The organism is Cytobacillus sp. NJ13 (assembly GCA_030348385.1).
Classification (GTDB): domain Bacteria; phylum Bacillota; class Bacilli; order Bacillales; family Cytobacillaceae; genus Cytobacillus.
In genome coordinates, this window is the sequence record JAUCFP010000006.1 from 264,714 (window position 1) to 290,365 (window position 25,652).

A 25,652-nucleotide genomic window follows, 5' to 3' on the forward strand; every position below is an offset into this window, starting at 1 on the left:
GTATCATGAAGCATGATTTAATCGTCAGCACAGAAAATGTTTCCGTACAGACCAAAAGAAAAATAAATTGGGGCAGACTTGCCCCTTATATTTTCATATCGCCCTGGATTATTGGTTTTTTGTTATTTACATTGGGACCGCTTTTATTTTCACTTTTTATAAGTTTTTTTGATTGGCCAATCGTGGGAGAGAAAACATTTGTTGGTTTTTCAAATTATGCCACGATGTTTACGGATGACCCCCTTTTCTGGCATTCCCTTTGGGTGACAGTAAAATTTGCCATGCTGTTTGTTCCGCTTAATATTATCATCTCTTTATTCCTGGCGATTCTTCTTAATAAAAAGCTGAAAGCAAGCTCATTGTTCAGAACTTTTTTTTACGTTCCCTCTGTAATTTCCGGTGTTGCTTTAGCGATGATTTGGGGATGGGTATATAACGGGGAATACGGAATTTTAAATTACTTTCTTTCGTTAGCCGGAATTGAGGGGCCGGATTGGCTTAATAACCAGAGATGGGCACTGCTGGCAATGGTTATTGCGAGTTTGTGGGGGCAAGGTACGATGATGCTGATATTCCTGGCCGGTCTGAAAAATATCCCCAAGGATTTGTATGAGGCAGCTGAAATAGATGGAGCCGGAAAAGTATATTGCTTCTTTAAAATAACGTTGCCTCTGCTAACACCAACTTTGTTATTTAATCTCATTACCACCATCATCAGTGCTTTTCAGCAATTGACGCTTGCCCTGGTTCTGACAGGGGGAGGGCCGCTTGGTTCCACATATTTCTACGCAATGTATGTCTATGAAAATGCTTTTAAATACTTTAAAATGGGCTATTCATCAGCTAACGCATGGATTATGTTCCTGATTGTTCTGTTTTTGACCATGCTGGTTTTTAAATCTTCTTCCGTTTGGGTTTATTATGAAAATGAAGTCAAGAATTCAAAGTAATGAAAAGAGGTGATTCTTTTGAAAAGCAAGCGATTAATCCGCAGTGGAACTTTATATATCGTTTTAGTATTTTTATCCCTGCTGTTTTTGGCGCCTTTTTTCTGGATGGTAACAACAGCTTTAAAGTCTCCTGATGAATTATATATGTTTCCTCCAAAATGGTTTCCATCCTCCTGGCAATTTGAGAACTTTGGCAAGGCCTGGAACAGCCAGCCTTTTAACACTTTTTTAATGAATAGTGTGATCGTGACGTTTTTAACAACACTAGGACAAATTGTGTCATCCACATTAATTGCCTATGGATTTGCCAGATTTAAATTTAAAGGCCGGGATTTTTTATTCATGGTTCTATTGGCTACTATGATGATTCCATGGGAAGTAACGATGATCCCGCAATATATGGAATTTAATTATTTTGGGTGGATCAACACCTTAAAGCCGCTGATAGTGCCAGCTTGGTTTGGTGCCCCATTTTACATCTTTCTGCTGCGTCAGTTCATTATGTCTATTCCTAAAGAACTTGATGAGGCAGCAAGGATGGACGGGGCGAATTCTTTCCAGATTTATTATCGAATTCATTTGCCTCTAATGTGGCCAATTATCGTACTTATTGGAGTCTTTAACTTTTTATCAAGCTGGAATGATTACCTTGGACCGCTAATCTTCCTGAATGATCAAAGCAAATATACCTTAACACTGGGTTTAGCTCAATTTAATGGAATGTATGATGTAAATATGGAAGGAATCATGGCAGTAACATTCCTGATTAGCTTGCCCCCGCTTATTTTATTTTTCTTTGCCCAAAAATATATTGTCAATGGTGTATCATCAACTGGTTTTAAATAATTGAAATGAATGCTCCATTCTGGTTTTTTCGGAGGGAAATTAAATGAAAGTGAAAGAGATGAAACTTCCATTCAGCCGCAAAGGCTCCTATCTGGTCATATCGCCAATTCATAAACGAGGCCATGATTCGAATGCATTATACATTCGCATGATCAGAGGGGGAGATGAAAAGACTGGCGCTGTTTTCAAAATTAATGTATTGGATGAGACAGATGAGCATCAGAATTACGAGGTTGAAATGACTCCCCATTTATTGAGGATATTTGCTAAAGCTGGAATTTTAGAGGTTTGCTTTAGCTCGGAACATACAATCCGCATGAGAGGATATGGGGTTAGGCTGGAATTAACCGCCATTACAGGAGCTTACGATTATGCATTAGCATGCCCTGACGGCACTTTTGAAATAAATAGCTTTGCAGAAAAAAGGAGATTCCGCTTAATCCCGATCGAAGGAAAAATGGAGGTTGATGCCCCATTTGAAGAGGAAAAAAGCAAATTTATTAGAATACTATGCAGCCCGGGCCACCTTAATAAAGCTTATGAAGTGGCTTTAACAGATTATAAAATTAACTATGAGAAGGATTTGAGCATCGAAACTAGCTTTCATTCGTCTGCACAAAGTGCAGCAGATGATTTTGAAATATGGAAAGAAAACACGCTAAAGGTACCCAAACATTACGAAAATGCCAGAGAAGCTGCTGCATATATCACATGGTCTTCCATTGTAAATGCAGAGGGATTGCTGACACGCCCAGCAATGTATATGTCTAAAAATTGGATGACTAATATCTGGAGCTGGGACCATTGCTTTAATGCGATGGCACTAATCCAGAATCAGCCCCAATTGGCATGGGATCAATATTGTTTGTTTTTTGATTTGCAGGATGAAAGCGGTGCATTGCCTGATTTTTCCAACGACCAGTATTCACTTTGGAACTGTTGTAAGCCTCCAATACATGGCTGGACACTCAAGTGGATGATGGATCGTTCCGATTGGATCTCGGAGGATAAGCTGGCAGAGGTGTATCAGCCTTTGGCCAAATGGACTGAATGGTGGTTCCGATACAGGGACCATGACCAGGATGGCATTCCCCAGTATAATCATGGCAATGATAGCGGCTGGGATAACAGCACCGTGTTTTGTGATGGCAAGCCTGTTGAAATGCCTGATTTGGCAGCATACCTAATAATTCAAATGGATGTATTGGCATCTATCGCCGATAAGATTGGCAAGAATGAAGATGCGTTAAGATGGAAAAAGAAAGCTGATGAAACGTTTACGAAAATGATGAAGCATTTTTGGACAGATGGGGGATTTCGTGCATGCCTGTCGGATTCCCATAAACCAATTATCTCAGAAAGCCTAATTTTGTTTATTCCGCTTATATTAGGAGACAGATTAACCGATAAACAAAAAACAATTTTAATAGATAGTTTGATTACTAAGCATCATTTTGAAACAGAGCATGGATTTGCAACCGAAAGCATTGACAGTCCCTTTTACAGGCCAGATGGATATTGGAGAGGTCCGATATGGGCACCTTCTACCATGCTGTTGACAGATGGACTGAAAGCGATAGGGGAGTACGAACTTTCAAGAAAAACAGCCCAAAAGTTTTGCGAGATGGCTGCCAAATCAGGTATGGCGGAAAATTTCAACGCCCTGACAGGGGCGGGATTGAGGGATCCTGCTTTCACCTGGACCTCCAGTGTCTTTCTGATCCTTGCACATGAATTACAAAAGGAAATGGCATGAAGTTCATTTTTGGTATAACGAAACCCCGTTCTGTGATGGACGGGGTTTCGTTATGGCGGACAGTCAGTAACATCTTATCATAGCAGCACCAGAATCTGAAAAATCACGATAGAATATTCAGCATTCAACCAGATCAACTGAAAAAATAGCAGCCAAAATCAGCACGACAGATCCAATCGCGGCTGAGTACTCACCGAGTTTAGATGCTATAATTTCCGTATTTTTGGCTTGCACTGTCAAAGCACGGGCGGATACGGTTTCTATTATGGAAGGTAAAAGAAAGTCTTTTGCATTGGAAATTCCTCCGGAAATAATTATTTTATTGGGGTTTAATAGATGAATTAAATTGGTAATGCCGATGCCAAGATAAATTCCTGTGTTCGTCAATAAATCAATGCTCAAAGCATCTCCATGACAGGCTGCCTGGTAGACTGTCCGGGCTTCAATCCTGTCTAGGTCTCCATCGACGATTTCATTCAGATAACTTTCTTTGCCCATCGTTAATTCCTTCAGTGCCCGTTCTTTAATCGCCATCCCGGATGCTAAAGTTTGCAGGCAGCCAAAATTGCCGCATGTGCATTTGCTGCCACCTAAATCAATGGACATATGGCCAATTTCCCCAGCCAAATTATGCTCGCCATGCAGAAGTTTGCCATCTACGACAATACCCGCACCTATTCCATTTCCTACATTTATCGTAACCACCGTTCCGCTATCATTTTGATCACTTACAAACCAAGTTTCCCCAAGCGCCATCGCCCTGGCATCATTTTCTACCTTTACGGTCACTTGGAAATAAAGTTCCAATTCTTCCTTAATGGGTATGTTGCGCAAATTTAGACTTGGTGCAAACAAACTGATGCCATGCTTATGTTCAACTACCCCATGCATGCCGATTCCAATTCCAAGTAATTGGCCTGTTGAGGTAGATGCATTTTTCAGCATATTGGAAATTTCCGCTTTCAGCATGTCGAGCAGTGAGTTATTGGTAACGTATGCAGGCAAATAGGCAGAATGGCTAAATAACACTTTCCCATTTAAATCCGTTAAGACGGTTCGTATTTTAACTGGACCCACATCCACACCCAGGACATAAAACCCTTTATGGTTAAGAACAAGCATGGTCGGTTTACGGCCGCCGCTGGATTGACCCTGCTGGCTCTCGACAACAAATTGCTCATCCAATAATTCCTTCACAATACTGCTGACAGTAGGTGGTGTAAGATTTGTTTCTTTTGCAATCTGCGCGCGGGATATAGGACCGCTCATTCGAATTTTATTTAAAACAATAGTTTTATTTATTGATTTCATCCATTGAAAAGTGCCTTTTTGCAATTACTTCGACCTCCAAAAAATACGATTATTAATAGTTTACATTATTTTTTTTATAAGTTGGAAAAAGGATTGCATTCATTATAACATAATTAGTAAAATTAATTAATAAAGTTACTTTGGGAGGAAGATAAAATGATGCAGCCTATTAACAAAATTAAGAAATATCTGGAACAAAAAGGTTATGACGGTATCCTGCTTAGAAAGAGAAACAACTTTTCATGGCTGACAGAGGGAAGAAAAAACCACATTGTATTGTGTGAACCAAATGGGGTTGCGGACTGGTTAATCTTTAAAGACAAGATTTTTCTCATCACGAATAAAATGGAAAAAAGGAGAATGCTGGAAGAGGAGTGCAGAAATTTGAGCTTTGAGTTTGATACCCTCATCACAGAGTGGTATGAATCGTCTGAAGGTATTATTAATGAACTTACCGCAGGAAAACATGTTGTCACCGATGTTCCATTTCGGGATTGGAAAATGGCTGATAAAGACCTTTCGGTTATCCGTTCTGTTTTAAGTGAAAAGGAAATCGAGAACTATAGGGGTGTTTGCCAGGATACGGCAAGCATTCTGGAACAAACCTGCAAAGAATTGAAGCAAGGTATGACAGAATTAGAGACTTGTGCACTATTATTCAGGAAAGCGCTTGAACGGGACCTGAATGTGCAGGTGGCATTAGCGGCCGCTGATGAGCGAATCTTTAAATACCGCCACCCGATTCCAACAAATAAAAAATTGGACAAATATATTATGATAGTCATTTGTGCAGAAAGAGGGGGATTAGTTGCAAATGCAACAAGGTTTGTTCATTTTGGACCACTCCCTCCGGCTCTTATCGTCAATAAGGAAAAGCTGGCGAGAATTGATGCTGTAATGAACGCAAACACAGTTCCAGGCAAGAGGATTAGCAGTATCATTAAAGAAGGAATCAAGCAATATGGTCTTGCTGGCTTCCCTGAAGATTGGAAGCTTTTGCATCAAGGTGGATTAACAGGGTTCTCATCAAGAGAATATCTGGCTACCCCTGCCTCAACTGAAGTAGTGATGGAAAACCAGGCATATGCCTGGAACCCTGCTTTACCAGGTATAAAATCAGAAGATACGATTCTCGTTCTGTCTAATGGCATTGAATTTTTAACTGAAACAAAGACATGGGACTACCTGGAGGTTAAATACGGGAAAACCAGTTATTTAAGGCCTGACATTTTAGTTCGCTGAAGTTTTGATGGAACAGATAAAAAGAATAATAGATTTCGAGAATATCATTGACAATTTTCTGAAAAGATTGTAATTTTATAATAAGTTTATAAAGTAAATTAATTAACTAAGATAGCGAGGAAGTTTTTATGGAGGAAGCCATTCGCCTTTTCAATGAGAAATTTGGCCATTTTGGTGAGCTGGAGATTTATTTTGCTCCCGGAAGAGTGAACTTAATTGGAGAGCATACGGATTATAATGGAGGGTTTGTATTTCCATGTGCCTTAACGGTGGGAACCTATGCTGTTGCCAGAAAGCGCTCCGATGGGAAGATTCGGATGTTTTCGAAAAATTTTTCCGAACTTGGAGTATTGGAAGTGAAGATTGGCCACCTCCAATATGATAGTAACCATTCCTGGGCCAATTACCCAAAAGGCGTGATTGACACCTTTCAAAGACATGGAAGCTTGATAGAGAAAGGATTTGATGTTGTTTACTTAGGCAATATTCCCAATAAAGCAGGCCTTTCTTCCTCAGCATCCATTGAACTTGTGACTGCCGTACTTCTAAATGACCTTTTTCGTTTGAATCTGGATATGCTGACAATGGTTAAATTAAGCCAGCAGGCTGAAAATTGGTATATCGGTGTTAATTGCGGAATAATGGATCAGTTTGCGATAGGGATGGGAAAAAAAGATCATGCAATCCTTCTGGACTGCCAAACGTTAGATTATACATATTGCCCGGTCATGCTGGCAGATTTGGAACTCATTATTGCAAATACAAACAAGAGCAGGGGATTGGCAGATTCAAAATATAATGAAAGGCGAACAGAATGTGAATTGGCTCTCGCTGATCTTCAAACAGTGTTATCTGTAAACTCACTTGGGGAAGTTTCCGTCCGGGAATTTGAAGCTTATAAAACTCTCATTAAATCTGACACTTTCCGCAAACGTGCAAAGCATGCGGTTTACGAGAACGATAGAACCAAACAAGCTGTCCAAAAAATGAAAAATGGAGACATGGCGGGTTTAGGATTACTTATGAATCAATCGCATCTTTCTCTCAGGGATGATTATGAAGTGTCTTCAAAGGAATTGGATCTACTTGTTGAGGCTGCATGGAAAGAAGGGGCAATAGGGGCCAGGATGACAGGTGCCGGCTTTGGGGGATGCACCATAAATATTATTGAGAAACAGAATGTTAATTCATTTAAGGAGAATGTTGGGGGTATTTATTATGAAAACTTTGGAATCCAGGCGGATTTTTACCAAGTGCAGATTGGAAGCGGCGCCAGGAAGATAAGTTGAAAGGAGGGTGACTAAATGGCTGTTTTAGTTGTTGGCGGGGCAGGATATGTAGGGAGTCATGCTGTGAGACAACTGCTTGATAGAAACGAAGAAGTGATAGTCATCGATAATCTGGAAACTGGCCATAGAAAAGCCGTACCGGGAGAATGCACATTTTTTCAGGGAGATATTCGGGATCGCGTCTTTTTAGAAAAGGTTTTTGGATCCGCTTCCATTCAAGCAGTGATGCATTTTGCCGCTAATTCCCTTGTGGGAGAAAGCATGAAAGATCCTCTAAAGTATTATGATAACAATTTATATGGAACTTTGTGCCTGTTAAAAACCATGAAAACTTTTGGGGTGGACAAATTGGTGTTCTCCTCTACAGCAGCAGTATACGGGGAACCGGAGAAAATTCCTATAACAGAAACAGAGCGAACCAAGCCTGAGAATCCATATGGCGAAACAAAATTGGCTATTGAAAAATTGCTTCGCTGGTGTGAACAGGCATATGGAATCCGCTATATGATACTCCGGTATTTTAACGTTGCAGGAGCTCATTTATCCGGAGAAATTGGAGAGGATCATTTTCCTGAAACTCACCTGATTCCCATTATCCTTGAGGCTGCATGCGGCAAAAGAGATAAGCTGCTAATTTACGGAGACGATTATCAAACTCCTGATGGTACATGTATTCGAGACTATATTCATGTTGTGGATCTAGCAGATGCACATATTTTGGCTCTAGAAAAACTTAGGGAAGAGAACATCAGCAGGATTTACAATTTGGGAAATGGTTGCGGGTTTTCCGTCAGGGAAATACTTGATGCTGCGAAGGAAGTGACAAATAAGGACATTGATGCCGAAATCGCGCCAAGACGCCCTGGAGACCCGGCAATCCTTCAAGCATCTTTCCTTAAAGCAAAAAAGGAATTAGGATGGTGTCCCGCATATACATCTATTCATTCAATTATTGAAAGTGCCTGGAAATGGGTGCAGCTATTTCCGGAGGGCTATCAGGACCGATATGGAAGATGAGCCTTTCAGAAGAAATGAAGAAAGGAGAGATGATGTTGGATGATAAAATCTTTTCCTATATTCAGGAGCTGCTGGATTATGGAGTGGAAAGAAAATTATATATTTTGCATGATCGGGAGTTTGTCCGGAATCAGCTGTTGAGCATATTAGAGCTGGGAAAATGGAATGCCCCTCCGCCAACTGGTTCTAGAGAAAAGCGGCTCGATGAAATTCTTGAAAGGATTTTGAAATGGGCAGCTGATAATGGGCGGCTGGAGATCAGTTCTGTCACTTATCGCGATTTATTAGACACAAAGCTAATGGGAGCTATGATGCCAAGGCCATCAGAAGTGGCGGATACTTTTGCATTTCTGCATCGGCATGCAGGTCCTGAAACGGCAACATCGTATTTATATCGTTTAGCTCAGGACTCAAATTATATTAGAAATGACCGCATAGCCAAAAATGATCACTGGATGGTCAGCACTGATTATGGTGAATTGGAAGTGACGGTGAATCTGTCAAAACCTGAGAAGGATCCCCAGGCCATTATAAAAGAAAGCATAAATCAGGACACAATTTATCCTGAATGCCTGCTATGCAAAGAAAATGAAGGCTATGAAGGGAGGGCTGATCACCCTGCAAGACAAACATTAAGGACGATACCTTTAAGATTGAAGCAAGAGGATTGGTACCTGCAATATTCTCCATATATTTATTACACGGAACATGCAATCATATTTGCCAAAGACCATAGGCCAATGAAAATCGCACAACATACATTCGAGTGCCTGCTTGATTTTACTGAGCAATTTCCTCACTATTTCATTGGATCGAATGCAGATATGCCAATTGTAGGAGGATCAATCTTGAGCCATGATCACTTTCAGGGCGGCAATCATTCCTTTCCTATGGAACAAGCTGAACTGGATTATGTGTGTACCTTCCCGGGTTTTGAATCTATTAAAGGAGGCATTGTCAGATGGCCAATGTCTGTCATCCGTCTTATAGGCAGTGACAGGAAAGCTTTAGGAGAACTTGGCGGAAGCATATTGTCCGCATGGCAAGGATATTCAGATGAATCCGTTGATATCAAGGCTTTTACAGGTAAAGTTGCACATAACACAATTACCCCTGTAGCAAGAAAAAAGGGAAATGAGTTCGAGTTGGACTTAGTTCTCAGAAATAATCGTCAAACTGAAAGATACCCATTTGGAATCTTTCATCCTCATGAAGAGGTTCACCATATAAAAAAAGAGAATATCGGCTTGATTGAAGTGATGGGCCTTGCCGTTCTTCCCGGACGCTTGAAGGAGGAGTTGGAAACCGTATCAAAGTGGCTTCAAAATGGCTATACAATTGAGAAGCTGACTAAGGACTCTGCTGCAGCCAAGCATGCTGATTGGGCATTGGAAATTAGGGAGAAGTATCCTGATATTCATTCAGGCAATGTCCAGCAAATCATAAAGAAGGAAATAGGAATGGTGTTTTTAAAGGTTTTGGAGCATGCTGCAGTATTTAAACGGGATCTGAAGGGAAAAAAAGCTTTCAAAAGATTTATAGATTTTGTGAAAAACCGGGAAACCATTTCTTCTCTTTAGGTCTCTTTGTTAATTAAACTAAATAAGAATCGAAGGAGGTTAATCATGCCACATTTAGATTATTTTCAATTAAATAATAAGGTATGTGTCGTAACTGGTGGTGCTTCAGGAATAGGCTTTGAAACCGCCATGCTATTGGGTGAGGTGGGTGCTAAGGTTATTTTGCTGGATATTAACGAAAAGAATGGGAAAAAAGCAGCCAGCGACATTAAAAGCAAAGGATATGCTGCAGAGTATGTCAAGTGTGATGTAACGAATATTCATGATTGCATAACAGTTAAAGAGTATCTTGAAGAACATTACCCTACGGTAGACGTCCTATTTAATAATGCTGGAGTGATTAGAAGAAAATCAGTAGTTGATTTAGAGGAACATGAATGGGATTTGGTTATTGATGTTTCTTTAAAAGGTGTATTCCTCTTATCGAAATTTTTAATCCCTCTGATGCAAAAGGGTGGCGGAGGCAGTATTATTAACACCGGTTCTGGCTGGGGGATAAAAGGGGGAGATCAGGCAGCTGCATACTGCGCCGCCAAAGCAGGTGTAGTAAACCTGACTAAAGCGATGGCCATTGATCACGGGCCGGCAAACATCCGGGTCAACTGTATATGCCCTGGTGATACAGATACCCCTCTTCTAAGGGAAGAAGCTAAGCAACTAAAAAAGCACGAAGATTCATTTCTTGCTTCATCTGCAATTGGAAGGCCACTAGCAAGGATTGGAACACCAAAGGATATTGCAAAAGGTGTCCTTTACCTTGCCAGCGATCTGTCATCATGGGTGACAGGTACAGAATTAATCGTCGATGGCGGAGGGCTCGCTTAAATGGAATGAAGGCAGAGTTCAACAAACATATTAATTTTACCAGGAGGTTATAAACAATGCCGCAAAAAGTACATCCTTATATACCGAATATGGTACCGGAAGTTCAAGAAAAAATGTTAAAGGTGATTGGAGCAAACACAGTTGATGAGCTTTACTCCTGTATACCAGATGAGATTAAACTGAAGGAAGAAATGCATATTCCAAAAGCGCTTACAGAGTGGGAACTGCGCCGCCACATCGAAAAATCACTAAATAAGAACACAGGGGCCAATGAGTATGTGAATTTCTTGGGTGCCGGCTGCTGGCAGCATTTTATACCAGCGGTTTGTGATGAAATTAATCAGCGTTCTGAATTTTTAACTGCCTATGCAGGTGAACCTTATGAAGACCATGGACGGTATCAGGCACTCTTTGAATATCAAAGCTTATTAGCTGAATTAGTAGATATGGATGTAGTGAATGTGCCTACTTTCGATTGGGGACAGGCAGCCGCCACTTCTGTCAGGATGGCGGGCCGGATCACTGGCAGGAAGAAAATTTTAATGGCAAAATCGGTTGCTCCTGAACGGAGTAAGATCATCATGAATTATGGATCACCTGAACTGGAATGCGAATTTGTGGACTTTGATATTAAATCGGGATTGATGGATCTTGAAGATCTTAAAGCTAAGTTAAATTATGATGTTGCAGCACTCTATCTGGAAAATCCATCTTACCTTGGATTTATTGAATCACAAGGACCAGAAATATCGAAGCTTTTAAAAGAGAAAAAAGCCTTGATGATTGTTGGAGTTGATCCGATTTCACTTGGTGTGCTGGCACCTCCAAGCCATTATGGGGCGGATATTGTGTGCGGAGATCTTCAGCCTCTTGGCATGCATATGAATTACAGCGGCGGCCAGGCAGGTTTTATTGCAACACATGATGATGAAACATTCATTAATGAATATCCTTCCCGGCTATTCGGGATCGTACCGACTGTAAAGGAAGGAGAATACGGATTTGGAGATGTTGCCTACGAACGAACTTCCTTTGCCCATCGTGAAAAGGGGAAAGAATCGGTAGGAACGCAGACAGCGTTATGGGGAATTACCGCAGGTGTCTATTTAGCTTTAATGGGGCCAAGTGGCATACAGGAAGTCGGCCAGACCATCATGCAAAACAGCCAGTATGCCGTACAGGAAATAAATAAAATACAGAGTGTAAAAGGTTCACTGTTTGAATCCCCATTTTTCAAAGAATTTATTGTTGATTTCAACAAAACAGGCAAAACCATCGAAGAGATTAATCAAGGGCTGCTGGAGTGTAAAGTTTTTGGCGGTAAAGATCTGTCAAAAGAATATCCCGAGCTTGGCCAGACGGCATTATTTTGTGTAACCGAGATCCATACAAAAGAAGATATTGATTACCTGGCTGCATCGTTAAAGGGAGTTTTAGAGAAATAAAAGATCATAAAGAGAGGAGTTTTATTCATGAAATTAATTAACCGTAACAGCAAAACCAGAGATTTTCATCAGGCAAAATGGAATGAGCCCATTATCTTTGAGCTTCATCAGTCTGGGGAAAAAGGAGTGGAGCCCCCGCCTGTTAATGAAGAAATTGCAATAGCGGTTGGCGATGGAATTTCTATTATACCTGAATCCATGCAAAGGAAAAGCAAACCTTCTATTCCTGAAATAGGCCAGGCCAAAGTGTTAAGGCATTATTTGCGGCTTTCTCAGGAAACGCTTGGTTCTGACTTCAATGTGGAAATTGGCCAGGGAACCTGTACGATGAAGTATATCCCAAAAATAAATGAAATGCTTATACGTAATCCTAAAATAATGAAATTGCATCCCCTCCAGCCTGAAAGTACTGTACAGGGAATGCTGGAAATTTTCTATAACCTTGATCTTTGCATGAGAGAGATTTCTGGAATGGATTATTTCTCATTCCAGCCAAGCGGAGGAACTCAAGCATTGTTCGCAATGGCATCCATCGTGAGAAAATATCATGAGCAAAGAGGAGAGGGAGATCAGAGAAATGAAATTATTACAACTATATTCTCTCACCCATCCCAAGCAGCAACTGCAGCTGTAAAGGGCTATAAAATTATCACCCTGCATCCGGATGAAAATGGTTTCCCGGATATTGAAAAATTAAAAGCTGCTGTATCGGAGAGAACGGCAGGATTTGTGGTGGCAAATCCTGAAGATACAGGAATTTTCAATCCGAAAATTAAAGAGTTTACAAAAATAGTCCATGATGCTGGGGGGATTTGCTACTATGACCAGGCCAATGCCAATGGACTATTGGGTATTACAAGGGCAAAGGAAGCGGGCTTTGACATGTGCTTCTTTAATCTTCATAAAACCTTCGCTGCCCCGCATATGTGTGGCGGTCCTGCAACAGGTGCACTCGGTGTTACAGAAGCACTAAAAGAATATCTGCCAGTGCCAATTGTTGAATATAAAGATGACAAATACACTTTAAAATATGATTTAAAGCATTCCATTGGCAAAGTCCGTGCTTTTCATGGTGTGGCCCAAACGGTCTTGCGTTCCTATGCCTGGATTCGCTCTCTTGGTCCTGAAGGTTTAAAGGAAGTGGCCAAAATTGCAGTACTTAACAATAACTATATGTATCACAGAGTGCTGAATATCAAAGGGGCAGGTGCACCATATGTGAAGGGCCACAGGCTCGAACAGGTCCGCTACAGCTGGGAGCAGCTGACAAAGGAAACAGGAATAACAACAGAGGACGTCCAATTGCGAATGACCGATTTTGGGCTGCATTACTGGACCAGCCACCATCCATACATTGTGAAACAGCCGTTTACTCTGGAGCCGACAGAATCATACTCTAAACAGGACTTGGATGAATATATCTCCGCTTTGGAGCAAATCTCAAAAGAAGCCTATGAAAATCCTGACATCATTAAAAATGCCCCGCATAATAGCACGATTCACAAAATGGATGAACGGGATTTTCTGGATAACCCAAAAAAATGGTGCATCACCTGGCGTTCATATCTTAAAAAGGCGAAAGAGCATCAAAGTGTGTAAAAAAAAACGGAGGCAAATATGATAAAGATAAAATTAGCCTCCCATCACACTAATGAATAGAAAAGGGGAGTTGAAAATGAAGAAATCATTACCTTTCATCTTGATCCTGCTTCTTTTGTTCGTATCAGCCTGCTCCAACAAATCAAATGGAAATGAAGCGAAGACTGGTGATACCGACCATCCGTCAGGGACAATTACGGTTTGGGGGTGGGATGTAGCTGCTGAAACAATGAAACTATCTGTCGAAAAATTCAAGAAACAGTATCCGGATGTGGAAGTGAAGGTGGAAGATTTCAGCAGCGGCGATTTATATGAGAAACTAACCGTTGGCATGGCTGCCAGAGGATCAGGACTGCCTGATGTGGTGCTCATGGAGGATGAGAGAGTCCCAGGATATATCCACCAGTTTCCTGATGGTTTCACACAGCTTGACAAACTTGGCTACGACAAATATAAGAATGCTTTCAATCCAGCCAAAATTGCTTCAGTTCAGGATAAAGAGGGGAATTTGATCGCGGCACCTTGGGATATCGGGCCTGCCGGAGTGTTCTACCGTACCGATTTTTTTGAGAAAGCCAATGTAGATCCTGAATCTATTCAAACATGGAATGATTATATTGAAGCTGGAAAGAAAATAAAAGATGCTACTGGTGTCAAGCTTCTTCCTATCGATATTGCAAACTATGACGGAGTCTTTCATATGATGCTGCAGCAGCAGGGAATCTCTTATTTTGATAAAGAAGGAAATATATTGCTTGACTCAGATGAAGCTATTCGGGCAATGGAAGTAATCAAGAGCTTTCATGAAAATGATTTAATCCTTAACAACAGCGGATGGGATGGCATAGTTACGGCGACTGTAAATGGAAGCGTTGCGACTGTTCCTTACGGTGTATGGTATGCCGGTACAATCATGGATCAGGCCCCTGACTTAAAGGGGAAATGGGACGTATTTTATTTGCCGGGCTTTTCTGAAGGAGGTACAAGATACGCGAATGTTGGAGGTTCATCCCTGTTAATTCCTTCTTACAGCGAAAACCAATCAGCTGCATACGCCTTTGTGGAGTTTTTTACTACCGATGAAGAAACCCAGCTGCTGGGCTTTGAAAAATTCGGTTTATTCCCTTCGTTAAAGAAAACGTATGAATCGCCAATCCTTAAGGGAAATAGCAAATATTTTAATAATAGTCCCATTTTCAAAAAATTCGCTGATATTGTGGAACAGGTTCCGGAAATTACTCTCGATGAGAATTATGCACGTGGAAGTTCAATGATGAGCAATACCCAGGCAGCTATTTTGCTGGAAGATAAAAAAGTAGAATCTGCGCTGAAAGATGCTAAAAATCAACTGAAAAATGAAATAAAAAAATAAGCGTTTTTTTATAACAAAATAAGAAAATTTTCTGAAAGTCGATTACTGTCTAGCTCCAGCGCCTACCCCCTCGAGGTCACAAGCTTGTCTAGTTGCGGCTCCTAGGGACTCGAGACATAAGCCAATCCCTTTCAGAAGGAAAGAACACCTTCTTGCAGGGCTAGTCTTATGCTTGTCGTCCCTGGGCAGTCGCCTCCACATTTCGGGCAATCCTCCCAAAAAGGCAAAGAACGCCTTCCGGTGAGGCACGTCTTGTGCTTGAGGCCCACAGGAAGTGGGTCATGCAGACGTTGCCAAAGGACGTGGCGTTCTTATTCTGCGTTCCTTTGTGGGCAAGGCGCTTGCGCTTTTCTAAAGGAGATGAGAGTGAAGCTGAATTCTCATCTCCTCCTTTACAGCAGGAAGAATCTATCCAATTCGTTAGGAGTGTCAGTATGGCTCAACCGGAAAAAATAATTAGCACCGCTGCAAATTATCGGGTAAACGTTAAAAAAAGAAAAACTCTCATTACACCAAAAAATGCACCATATTTTTTTATTGGACCTTCTCTGATATTGATCATTATATTTACTATTTACCCTGTGATTTCTTCCTTTATTTTAAGCTTCCAGGAGGTAAGGGGAGCAGAAAAGACGTTTGTTGGACTTGCGAATTATACAAGGTTATTTCACGACCCTGTATTCTATAAATCTCTTTTGAATACTTTTCAAATTTTGATTGTCCAGGTGCCCATCATGCTCTTTATCTCTTTGCTGATTGCTGCAGGTCTTCACTCTTCATTAGTGAGATTTAAGGCATTTTTCCGTATAGCTTATTTTATGCCTGCAATTACAGCTCTCGTAGCTGCATCAATAGTCTTTATGATTTTATTGGACGAGCATTTCGGTTTAGTTAACTATCTCCTATCCTTGATGGGACTGGAGCCCATTCACTGGCTTACTTCTCCATTTTGGGCAAAAGTCTCGGTTATTGCAGTCATGACTTGGAGATGGACTGGATACAATATGGTCATTTTTCTTGCAGGATTACAGGCCATTCCTAAAGAATTGTATGAAGCAGCAAGCATTGATGGGGCAAGTAAGGTAAAGCAGTTTTTTCTTATCACAATCCCTCAATTAAAGCCAGTCTTTATTTTCACTGTGGTTATGTCGACGATCGGGACTCTCCAGCTTTTTGATGAGCCATTCATTTTGACACAAGGCGGACCGAATAGTGCAACCATGACCATTACACTTTATTTATACGAAACTGGATTCAAGTATTTCGAGTTTGGATATGCATCGGCTATCGCCTATATTTTAGTCATAATTATTGCTGTGATTTCCTGGATACAGATGAAATGGGTAGGTGATTTGGAAGAATGAAATCAACTAAAAATATATCGTCTAAAATCTGGATTTATGTTTTGCTTTTAGTGGGTGTCGTTATATCTATTGCCCCCTTCTACTGGATGATCGTTGGTTCAACACTGAAGTCAGGAGAAATTTTCCATGTCCCGCCTAAAATACTGCCTGGGGATCATCTGGCAGAAAATTTCAGGTCATTTAATGATTCACTGGGGATAGTGAAAGTTTTCTGGAACTCTTTATTCATCGCTGTCGTTTTTACTATGCTTAGCACACTTATATGCTCGATGGCAGGCTATGCGTTTGCGAAATTCCGCTTTAGAGGACGGAACCTAATTTTTTTTGTTATATTATGCTCCTTGATGATACCGTATCAAGTGACCTTGATTCCTTTATTTGAAATGATGGTCCGCTTTAATTGGCTGAATACCTATCAAGCAATCATTCTTCCGAGTCTTGCTTCGCCTTTTGCCATTTATTTGATGAGGCAAAATATGAAGGCGGTTCCAGACTCCCTGATTGAGGCATCAAGAGTAGACGGGGCTGGTGAGATAAGGATATTCTTTACGGTCATTTTGCCGGTAGTTCGGCCAGCTCTTGCGGCTGTTTCAATATTTCTTTTCATGTCTCAGTGGAATAGCCTAATTTGGCCACTCATTACTCTTAATAGCAAAGAAATGTTCACGCTTCCTGTTGCCTTATCAAGTTTGATAGGAATGGCCCGTATTGATTATGGGCAGGTAATGCTGGGAACAACGTTATCGACTATCCCGATTATGATCATTTTTCTGCTTATGCAGAAACATTTTATTTCCGGGATTTTGGGCGGTTCTGTTAAAGAATAAACAAGCATACAGAGGTGATCTGAATGGAATATTCAGTGTTTACAAGAGGAGATATTAATAATCAGCTTATTTTGCATAAACACAGGTTAAAACCAAGAACTCATTATGTGTCTTACAGGGATGAAAGGGAAGCGTTGAAAATGAATCGTGAAATGTCTTCTTCCTTTTATTTGCTGAACGGCAAATGGAAATTTGTTTATACTGAGCATCCGATCCTGGCACCAAAAGATTTTTTTAAAGAGGATTTTGATTCAAGCAGCCTGGATCAAATCCAGGTACCGGGATTATGGCAGCTCCAGGGATATGGAAAACCTCATTATACAGACCTATATTATCCTTTTCCTGTAAATCCGCCGATTGTGCCGGAAAAGAATCCTACAGGATGCTACAGGAAGGAGTTCTTTCTTCCAGAAGGGTGGGATAGCCAAAATGTGCATCTCTGCTTTGAGGGAGTAGACAGTTCCTTTCATTTATGGGTAAACGGCCATGAAGCCGGGTTCAGTAAAGGGAGCCGCTTAACATCTGAGTTTGACATTACATCATTTTTGACAGAGGGCAAAAACATCATTGCAGTTCAAGTGTACCAATGGAGTGATGGCTCATATTTGGAAGATCAGGACATGTGGTGGCTAAGCGGCATTTTCCGGGATGTTTATTTATTATCTGTGCCCAAGCTTCATGTCTATGATTTTTTTGTTAGGGCTGAATTGGATGATCAGTATGAAGATGGCTTATTAAGTATCGATATTAAGTTGAAAAATACAAATGAAAAACCGCAGAAATTCCAAATTGAATATAAAATCCTTGACGAAACAGCTTGTGTGGGACAAGGCACTGTTTCACAGGGCGATGAAATTGGCCAAATGAAAGAAAAACAGCTTTTCCACTCTTCCCATATCCATGCACCAAAAAAATGGTCAGCCGAGGAACCTCATTTGTATACGCTTCTTCTAATTTTAAAGAATGAACTGGGAGAAGTTCTTGAAACGATTTCTTATAAGATCGGCTTTCGGACAGTTGAAATAAAAGAAAGAAATCTTATGATAAATGGGAAAGTGGTGATGTTTAAGGGGGTTAATCGCCATGACCATGATCCGGACACTGGCCGGACAGTTTCTTATGAAACGATGAAACAAGATATCATTATGATGAAGCAATATAATATTAATGCCGTTCGTACCGCTCATTACCCGAATGACCCCCGCTTTTATGATTTGTGCGATGAATATGGTTTATATGTCATTGATGAAACCGATCTTGAATGCCATGGCTTTGAGCTGACAGGAGATGCAAACCTTCTCAGTAATGATCCTGAATGGGAAGCAGCATATGTTGACAGAATGGAACGAATGGTGGAGCGGGATAAGAATCATCCGAGCATCATCATGTGGTCACTTGGCAATGAATCTGGTTTTGGCTCCAATTTTAAAGCCATGTATAAAAGGTGCAAGCAATTGGATTCTACTAGAATCGTACATTATGAAGGAGACCGTGATACAGAGGCAGCTGATATTTACAGTACCATGTACTCATCTGTTGAAAAAATAATCGGTTTTGCTAACGAAGAAAATTGGGAAAAACCCCATATATTGTGTGAATATGCACATGCAATGGGGAATGGCCCTGGCGGCTTAAAGGAATATTGGGATGCCTTTTACCAATATAAACGTCTTCAAGGCGGCTTTATATGGGAATGGATTGACCACGGCTTACACCAATACACAGAAGATGGAGGAGAATTTTATGCCTACGGAGGGGATTTTGGAGATGAGCCAAATAACGGAAACTTCTGCCTGGATGGATTACTCCTCCCGGATAGAACACCTTCCCCAAGTTTGCACCAATATAAAAAGGTTATTGAGCCTGTTAAAACGAAAGCGGTTGACCTTGAAAACGGTATTGTAATCATTGAAAATCGCTATGATTTTATTAGCCTGGACCATTTATTCCTTTCTTGGAGTATTATGGATGGAGTCTCTGTGCTGGATAGCGGTTCAATGTCATTGCCTTCTATTTCTGCAGGCCAAAGTTACCAGCTTCATATTCCATATAATAAAAATTCTCCTGCTTACGGAGAAAATCCATATTTGAATCTGTCGTTCAGCCTGAAGAGAGATTTTCCATGGGCTAAGCAAGGACATGAAATAAGTTGGGAACAATACAAGCTGCCGCAGCTGAAGACAAGTGCCACAGAAATAAAAGAATACAACCTTAGGTACGGACCACTTGCCATTCATGAAACCAGCGCAGCTATTATAGTGGAAGGTTCAGAGTTTGAGCTGACATTTTCAAAGGCAGAAGGAACAATTACAAGCTGGAGCTTCAAGGGACAAAGCTTGATGAAAGCGGGACCAAAGATGAACTTCTGGCGTGCGATGACCGATAATGAAATGTATATTTCAAAGGAATGGAAAGAATCGTATCTTCATATGATGGAGCATGATGCCCGTTCAATAAAAGTTGAACAAATTGACCGAAACAGAATAAAAATCAGGGTGGAAGCAAATGTGGCACCAAGGGTGATGGCCTGGGGAGTTAATGGCAGTTATGATTATACTATTCATGCAAATGGCCAGGTAGAAATAGCTGTTGAGGGTCAGCCGTATGGCAGCCTCCCTGCAACGTGGCCGAAAGTCGGCATTGAAATGAAGCTTCCTCTTGATTTATCACATGCATCATGGTTTGGAAGAGGCCCGGGGGAAAGTTACCCGGACAGTAAGCTTGCCTGCAAAATAGGTGAATACAGCATGAAAGTCGAAAATCTTTTCTTCCCGTATATACACCCTCAGGAAAATGGCAACCGATCAGATACAGAATGGGCAAGCTTTCATAATGGCATGAGCCTTGGATTGCTGGCTGCGGGGGATCACCTAATGAATTTCAGTGCGCATTATTATACAAAGGAAGATCTTGAAGCAGCAAAACATTTGTACCAATTAAAGCAGCGAAGCTATATAACTTTAAATCTGGATTATCAGGTGAATGGAATTGGAAGCAATAGCTGCGGGCCAGGCCCATTGCCTGAATATGAGTTAAAACCTAAAGCCTTCCGCTATAAAGTGACTTTCTTGCCCTTCTCAGGAAGTGCCGGATTAGCCAGGGAAAAGGCAAAAGAGCTGAAATATCAAATTAGTGCAGAAGAAGTATTAACTAATAATAAATAAAGATACTTTATAGATTAAAAAGGACAGCAGGTTACAGGAACTTGCTGTCCTTTTTATCGGGATTACAACTTTCTGAAAATACGGAGAATAAAAAACTTATGTTAAACTTTTACTAGTTAGTTTTGTCTGGATTATCCTGAATTGTCCTCAAAGTTAGTGGTACTCAAATCTCCAAACAACAAAATGTTTCCTGCATTTTAAGGTTATTTCCCGATATTTATTTGGTCGGGCAGACAGGTAGCTCTACTGCCATTGAAGGTATTGCAATATGATCCGTACAGAAAGACATGGGAAAAGAGAATCGGGAGGTACCTGAGTTGGTGCTGGCGGATTCTGGCAAGAAAAGGAGACTATTTGCAGCCGAATAAAGTCTCAACTCTCCTTGAAGCCATTGGGGCAGAAATAAATGAACAAACTCCTTCGAGAACACGGGATCGACTGGAGAAAGCGCTTGATACCCTTCATGAGGATGGACTGATTGGATCCTGGCACTACAAAAATGACATTAAACAGATACAAAAAGGAATTTCCAGTATGGATGAAAACACAGAGATAGCGGGCGAAAAAATAAGGGAAATCAGGGAGAAATTCAATTTATCCTTAAACCAGGCAGCTGAAGAGCTAGAGATTTCTACCTCCTATTTAAGTAATATTGAAAGTAGAAGGCGGTCACTACCTGTCTTATCAGACTATGCATGATTTTAATGAACTGATGAATCAGGAGAAGTAATGTAAGCCGAATAGCAATGAAAACAGCAGCCCATGCACAGGCTGCTGTTTTTTATGCTTGATGTTATATGAATTAATAAATTTTCTTTTTTGATAATCCTATAATAGAATCAGGAATGAAGTAAGATAGTTATTGAACTACCCGGGCGGTGAAACATTGTGGAAAATTTATATTATAAAAAGTATATACGTACTGATTTTTGTTTTGAACATGACCATGATCATAAAAAAAATAATATACTGCTTCAATATAAGAACAGCGATTTATTTTATATGGATAGAGAGGAATATTCCTTCTATAAACAGCAAGCTGAAGAATTATTTTGGAAGAAGTGTTTAGTAATCTTAATGGATGATTTTGATTTAAGCCTTCTCGCAAAGGATTTTTTAACTGAACTAATTGTATTCACTGACTCTGAAAACAGAATACTCGGTTACGTCAAGTGCCAGGATCTGCTAAAGGAACTCAGCAATGATTTTGAAGAATTACAGGCTTATTTTCATACTATAATCGATACCATTGAGAATTCGGTATCAGCCGTGGACAAGGAAGGGAAAACAATCGTCTGGACAGAAGGGGCTGAAAGAATATTCTCTATCCGCAAAGAAGATATTCTGGGAAAAGAAATGAAAAATTTCTTTTCTGAAGAGATGCTTTTAAATCAGGAAACACTTCTGACTGGCAAAGCGTTTAAACATCATCTTCATAAACCAAGAGAAGATCTTTTTGTACTGATAAATATTAATCCAGTTGTTGTCAAAGGGAAAATTATTGGGGCTGTAGCCGCGGAAACGGACATAACGAGCCAGGTCATGCTGAGCCAGGAGTTATTGAGTGCATCTTCTAAAATTCAGCAGCTGCAAAACGAAGTTTCCAGACTTAATAATACTAGGGATCCTTTTCAAAATGTTAAAGGATCAAGTGTTGAAATTAAAAACGCCATATCCCTGGCAAAAAAGATGGCTAAAACGGATGAGAATGTATTACTGCTGGGTGAAACAGGAGCGGGAAAAGAAGTATTTGCAAAGGCTATACATGACCAATGCCGATTATCAAAGCCTTTTATTGCTTTGAATTGTGGTGCCATTTCTCCAGCATTGTTTGAAAGTGAATTGTTTGGCTATGAAAAAGGTGCTTTCTCAGGGGGAGATCCTAACGGGAAGCCTGGAAAAATAGAGCTTGCTGATAAAGGAACATTGTTTCTGGATGAAGTGGGGGATCTGCCTTTAGATCAGCAGGTAAAATTGTTGAGAGTCCTTGAAAACAAAACCTATTATTCGGTAGGTGGTTTGAAGGTGAAAGCTGCCAACTGCAGAATAATAGCTGCAACCAATAAGAATTTAGAAGCAATGGTTGAGAGGGGCGAGTTCAGAGAAGATTTGTTCTACCGACTGAATACCTTAACGATATTTATCCCGCCATTAAGAAAAAGAAGACAGGATATCTTAGAGTTATTTCATCTGTTTATTCATGAATCATCTTTAAAATATGGCCTGGACATTACCTTTATTGCACCTCAAATTACACAATTGCTGCTTGAGTATGAATGGAAAGGGAATATTAGAGAACTTAAAAATGCAGTAGATAGAATGGTTCTTTTATCTGAAAATGGTTCCATATTGCCTAATACATTGCCGGAAAAGATACTAAAGGAGAAACCTCATTTTTTCTTGCCGTCTGCCAATGAATTGCAGAACGAAATAAACAGATTCGAAAAACAAAAAATCCTTGATGCACTAAAAGGAGAAAATGGAAATAAATCAGAAGCGGCAAAGCGGTTGGGCATAACAAGAACTACTTTATATAATAAGATGAAAAAATTAAATATATCCGATTGGTAATAAGAAGAAGAAAGGGATCATTGATGATTTCTTCTTCTTTTTTATTGTAAAGAAATCTTTACACTTAACGGATTGGTGTTAAAGAAAATGAACAACCCATTCATATAAGGAGCTTGCCATAAATGCTGGTTGAGGTTGGCACGATAATTGCATATTGAATAAGAGAAAGGAGATTTTTTATGAATAACAAAATAGCATCTTTAGAGAAATTCTTAGAAAAGAGAAACTGGACGGGGGGACTCATTACATCACGGCAGAACATTTTTTACTTAACCGGTTTTGATTACGAACCGCATGAACGCTTTGTTGGAATTTTTATTTTTCCGGGAAGATCCCCATTAATTGTATTGCCTGAAATGGAGTTGAAAATGCTCTTGGAAGCAGGCTGGAGAAATGACTATATCTGTTATAAAGACTCAGATAATGTATGGAGGATGATTACAGATCATCTCAAAGAAAATTTAAACATGATCACAGATTTTGCAGTAGAAGAGACCTATATTTCTCTTAAATATGTTCGTATGCTGCAGCAAATGCTGCCAAATATCCATCTGCAAAATTTAGATCAGGCGCTTTCTGAAATGAGGATTCAAAAAAACCCTGAGGAAATAAAGAAATTAAGGATAGCAGCCCAATATGCAGATTATGCAATACAAGCTGGGATAGATGCCTTATATGAAGGTGTATCAGAGTTAGAAGTGCTGGGTGAAATTGAAAATAAAATTAAAAAAGCAGGATTGCGTGATATGTCTTTCAGCACAATGGTGCTTTTTGGCAGCAATTCAAGCAATCCTCATGGAGTTCCGGGGGAGAATAAACTGCAGCCCGGAGATACCATCATATTTGATTTGGGTGTTAAATATGAAGGATATTGTTCGGATATCACTCGAACATTTGTCTTTAAGGAATTAAGGGACGAAGTCAAAGAGATGTATGATTTAGTGTTGAAAGCTAATTTGGCTGCTCTGCTAGAGTGCTGGGCAGGCAATAAAATGAGAAAAATAGATGAAGCGGCCAGAAAAGTAATAAGCAATGGCGGATTTGGAGAATACTTTCCTCATAGAATTGGCCATGGCCTGGGAATAGAAGTGCACGAAGAACCTTCTTTACACGCTGAAAATGAGGAAATTCTCCGGGAAGGTATGGTGCTGACTGTAGAACCAGGCATCTATATCCCCGGTGTAGGCGGGGTGAGAATAGAGGATGATGTAGTGATAGGGGCAGAAGGAGTAGAGGTATTAACGAAGTTTAAGAAAAACTTGCATGTCGTAAAAGGGAAAAAGACTGATTGGAAATAATAACTTACAAGGTAAGCTGAGGAGCGTGATGCTCAAAACTGCAGCATGAAAGAGACGGATTTCCATCCGGTTCTTAAACATCAAGGTGGGACATAAATGGAGAATTTCATTATTTACATAATAGCTATATTTGTTGCTATTGGTGGAATCGATAGGATTCTAGGAAATAAATTTAAGATTGGCGAAGAGTTTTCAAAAGCTTTTTATAGTATGGGAGCCCTGTCACTATCGATGGTTGGCATTATTTCTATATCTCCTGTATTGGCAGATATATTAATACCAATAATATCACCTGTTTATTCCTTTTTTGGGGCTGACCCTTCCATGTTTGCATCAACACTATTTGCTCTGGATATGGGCGGTTATAAACTTGCGACTGAAATGGCAAATGATATAGATGCAGCGAATTTTTCCTGGGTATTTTTAGGTACCATGATGGGACCAACACTGGTGTTCACCATCCCTGTTGCATTAAATTTAATTCAAAAAAAAGACCAGGCCAATTTTGCAAAAGGTATCTTGATCGGCTTAATGACTATTCCAATTGGCTGCTTGATTGGCGGAAGGGTTTCTGGTTTTCATTTATTATGGATGATTAAAAATCTGCTTCCAACGATTCTATTATCCATTATTATCATGATCTCATTATTAAAAATTCCCAAAGCTACAACGAAAATGTTCATTGGGTTCTCAAAAATCATTGAGGCTGTATTAATATCAGGCTTAGTCATTGTGATTTTCCAAACACTAACAGGAGTAGAATTTATTAAGAAATTAGTTCCTATTCATGAGAGCTTTAAAACCATCGGGGATATTACCATCATGCTTGCCGGTGCATATCCATTGGTCTTCTTTCTGCAGCATGTGCTAAAAAAGCCATTTGAAAAAGCAGGCAATAAAATTGGGCTCACGCATCAATCTCTAGTCGGATTATTATCATCATTGGCTCACCATGTTCCAATGTTCTCGAAATTTGACCTTTTAGATGCGAGAGGTAAAGTCGTCAATACAGCTTTTGCAGTTAGCGGCTCCTTTGTGATGGGGAGTCATCTGGGCTTTGTTGCCTCTGTTGACAAAAGCTTTATTGTTCCAATGATTTTTGGAAAGCTGTCTGCTGGAATTTTAGCTGCAATCATAGCTTATTTCGTTATGGATGATGAGGTTAAGGATAAAAGTACTTGTACGCTCAAATAAAC

At 40.1% G+C, this 25,652-nt stretch carries 19 protein-coding genes; 18 read left to right on the forward strand and 1 reads right to left on the reverse strand.

Annotated features, from left to right (window positions below; translation table 11 throughout):
- Window positions 1–5: 5 nt before the first annotated feature.
- The 3 genes from QUF73_01405 to QUF73_01415 are packed head-to-tail and all read left to right on the forward strand — an operon-like array spanning window position 6 to window position 3,552.
- On the forward strand, window positions 6–950 hold the full coding sequence (locus QUF73_01405) for a sugar ABC transporter permease (GenBank protein ID MDM5224859.1): 945 nt from the start codon (window positions 6–8) through the stop codon (window positions 948–950).
- Window positions 951–968: 18 nt separating this feature from the next.
- Window positions 969–1,796: a carbohydrate ABC transporter permease gene (locus QUF73_01410; protein ID MDM5224860.1), complete on the forward strand. Its 828-nt coding sequence runs from the start codon at window positions 969–971 to the stop codon at window positions 1,794–1,796.
- Between the two features lie 43 nt (window positions 1,797–1,839).
- Window positions 1,840–3,552, forward strand: coding sequence for a trehalase family glycosidase (locus QUF73_01415; protein MDM5224861.1), 1,713 nt, complete (start codon window positions 1,840–1,842; stop codon window positions 3,550–3,552).
- A 117-nt stretch (window positions 3,553–3,669) separates the two neighbouring features.
- Here QUF73_01415 and QUF73_01420 read toward each other — a convergent pair whose 3' ends face one another.
- On the reverse strand, window positions 3,670–4,887 hold the full coding sequence (locus QUF73_01420; protein ID MDM5224862.1) for an ROK family transcriptional regulator: 1,218 nt from the start codon (window positions 4,885–4,887) through the stop codon (window positions 3,670–3,672).
- Window positions 4,888–5,019: 132 nt separating this feature from the next.
- Here QUF73_01420 and QUF73_01425 point away from each other — a divergent pair, with 132 nt between their 5' ends.
- From QUF73_01425 to eutH, 15 genes are all read left to right on the forward strand, one after another.
- Window positions 5,020–6,105, forward strand: coding sequence for a M24 family metallopeptidase (locus QUF73_01425; protein ID MDM5224863.1), 1,086 nt, complete (start codon window positions 5,020–5,022; stop codon window positions 6,103–6,105).
- A gap of 128 nt (window positions 6,106–6,233) precedes the next feature.
- Window positions 6,234–7,394, forward strand: a complete 1,161-nt coding sequence (locus QUF73_01430) for a galactokinase (GenBank protein MDM5224864.1) — start codon at window positions 6,234–6,236, stop codon at window positions 7,392–7,394.
- Window positions 7,395–7,409: 15 nt separating this feature from the next.
- Entirely contained in the window at window positions 7,410–8,411 is a 1,002-nt protein-coding gene (gene galE / locus QUF73_01435) for a UDP-glucose 4-epimerase GalE (protein MDM5224865.1), read from the forward strand.
- A 29-nt stretch (window positions 8,412–8,440) separates the two neighbouring features.
- A complete protein-coding gene (locus QUF73_01440) occupies window positions 8,441–9,991 on the forward strand; it encodes a UDP-glucose--hexose-1-phosphate uridylyltransferase (GenBank protein MDM5224866.1) in 1,551 nt (516 codons plus the stop codon).
- A gap of 45 nt (window positions 9,992–10,036) precedes the next feature.
- Window positions 10,037–10,816, forward strand: a complete 780-nt coding sequence (locus tag QUF73_01445) for an SDR family oxidoreductase (GenBank protein MDM5224867.1) — start codon at window positions 10,037–10,039, stop codon at window positions 10,814–10,816.
- A gap of 56 nt (window positions 10,817–10,872) precedes the next feature.
- Window positions 10,873–12,261: an aminomethyl-transferring glycine dehydrogenase subunit GcvPA gene (gcvPA, locus tag QUF73_01450; protein MDM5224868.1), complete on the forward strand. Its 1,389-nt coding sequence runs from the start codon at window positions 10,873–10,875 to the stop codon at window positions 12,259–12,261.
- A gap of 27 nt (window positions 12,262–12,288) precedes the next feature.
- Window positions 12,289–13,860: an aminomethyl-transferring glycine dehydrogenase subunit GcvPB gene (gene gcvPB / locus QUF73_01455; protein MDM5224869.1), complete on the forward strand. Its 1,572-nt coding sequence runs from the start codon at window positions 12,289–12,291 to the stop codon at window positions 13,858–13,860.
- A gap of 76 nt (window positions 13,861–13,936) precedes the next feature.
- Window positions 13,937–15,232, forward strand: a complete 1,296-nt coding sequence (locus tag QUF73_01460) for a sugar ABC transporter substrate-binding protein (GenBank protein ID MDM5224870.1) — start codon at window positions 13,937–13,939, stop codon at window positions 15,230–15,232.
- Between the two features lie 434 nt (window positions 15,233–15,666).
- Entirely contained in the window at window positions 15,667–16,596 is a 930-nt protein-coding gene (locus tag QUF73_01465; GenBank protein ID MDM5224871.1) for a sugar ABC transporter permease, read from the forward strand.
- Window positions 16,593–17,423 carry a carbohydrate ABC transporter permease gene (locus QUF73_01470; protein MDM5224872.1) on the forward strand — a complete coding sequence of 277 codons (831 nt, stop codon included), beginning with the start codon at window positions 16,593–16,595 and terminating at the stop codon, window positions 17,421–17,423. Before QUF73_01465 ends, QUF73_01470 begins: the two co-directional genes overlap by 4 nt.
- 23 nt (window positions 17,424–17,446) lie before the next feature.
- Window positions 17,447–20,587, forward strand: a complete 3,141-nt coding sequence (ebgA, locus tag QUF73_01475) for a beta-galactosidase subunit alpha (protein MDM5224873.1) — start codon at window positions 17,447–17,449, stop codon at window positions 20,585–20,587.
- A 354-nt stretch (window positions 20,588–20,941) separates the two neighbouring features.
- The gene (locus QUF73_01480; GenBank protein MDM5224874.1) at window positions 20,942–21,286 is read left to right on the forward strand and encodes a helix-turn-helix domain-containing protein; all 345 of its coding nucleotides are present in this window, start codon (window positions 20,942–20,944) and stop codon (window positions 21,284–21,286) included.
- A 189-nt stretch (window positions 21,287–21,475) separates the two neighbouring features.
- Window positions 21,476–23,158 carry a sigma 54-interacting transcriptional regulator gene (locus QUF73_01485; GenBank protein MDM5224875.1) on the forward strand — a complete coding sequence of 561 codons (1,683 nt, stop codon included), beginning with the start codon at window positions 21,476–21,478 and terminating at the stop codon, window positions 23,156–23,158.
- A 179-nt stretch (window positions 23,159–23,337) separates the two neighbouring features.
- Window positions 23,338–24,456, forward strand: coding sequence for a Xaa-Pro peptidase family protein (locus QUF73_01490; protein MDM5224876.1), 1,119 nt, complete (start codon window positions 23,338–23,340; stop codon window positions 24,454–24,456).
- A gap of 96 nt (window positions 24,457–24,552) precedes the next feature.
- A complete protein-coding gene (gene eutH, locus QUF73_01495) occupies window positions 24,553–25,650 on the forward strand; it encodes an ethanolamine utilization protein EutH (GenBank protein MDM5224877.1) in 1,098 nt (365 codons plus the stop codon).
- Window positions 25,651–25,652: the final 2 nt, after the last annotated feature.

Coding starts and splice junctions, on each gene's coding strand:
- galE (MDM5224865.1), top strand. CDS start 7,410: ATGGCTGTTTTAGTTGTTGGCGGGGCAGGATATGTAGGGAGTCATGCT.
- gcvPB (MDM5224869.1), top strand. CDS start 12,289: ATGAAATTAATTAACCGTAACAGCAAAACCAGAGATTTTCATCAGGCA.
- QUF73_01425 (MDM5224863.1), top strand. CDS start 5,020: ATGATGCAGCCTATTAACAAAATTAAGAAATATCTGGAACAAAAAGGT.
- eutH (MDM5224877.1), top strand. CDS start 24,553: ATGGAGAATTTCATTATTTACATAATAGCTATATTTGTTGCTATTGGT.
- QUF73_01415 (MDM5224861.1), top strand. CDS start 1,840: ATGAAAGTGAAAGAGATGAAACTTCCATTCAGCCGCAAAGGCTCCTAT.
- QUF73_01440 (MDM5224866.1), top strand. CDS start 8,441: ATGATGTTGGATGATAAAATCTTTTCCTATATTCAGGAGCTGCTGGAT.
- QUF73_01445 (MDM5224867.1), top strand. CDS start 10,037: ATGCCACATTTAGATTATTTTCAATTAAATAATAAGGTATGTGTCGTA.
- QUF73_01460 (MDM5224870.1), top strand. CDS start 13,937: ATGAAGAAATCATTACCTTTCATCTTGATCCTGCTTCTTTTGTTCGTA.
- ebgA (MDM5224873.1), top strand. CDS start 17,447: ATGGAATATTCAGTGTTTACAAGAGGAGATATTAATAATCAGCTTATT.
- gcvPA (MDM5224868.1), top strand. CDS start 10,873: ATGCCGCAAAAAGTACATCCTTATATACCGAATATGGTACCGGAAGTT.
- QUF73_01405 (MDM5224859.1), top strand. CDS start 6: ATGAAGCATGATTTAATCGTCAGCACAGAAAATGTTTCCGTACAGACC.
- QUF73_01490 (MDM5224876.1), top strand. CDS start 23,338: ATGAATAACAAAATAGCATCTTTAGAGAAATTCTTAGAAAAGAGAAAC.
- QUF73_01430 (MDM5224864.1), top strand. CDS start 6,234: ATGGAGGAAGCCATTCGCCTTTTCAATGAGAAATTTGGCCATTTTGGT.
- QUF73_01465 (MDM5224871.1), top strand. CDS start 15,667: ATGGCTCAACCGGAAAAAATAATTAGCACCGCTGCAAATTATCGGGTA.
- QUF73_01470 (MDM5224872.1), top strand. CDS start 16,593: ATGAAATCAACTAAAAATATATCGTCTAAAATCTGGATTTATGTTTTG.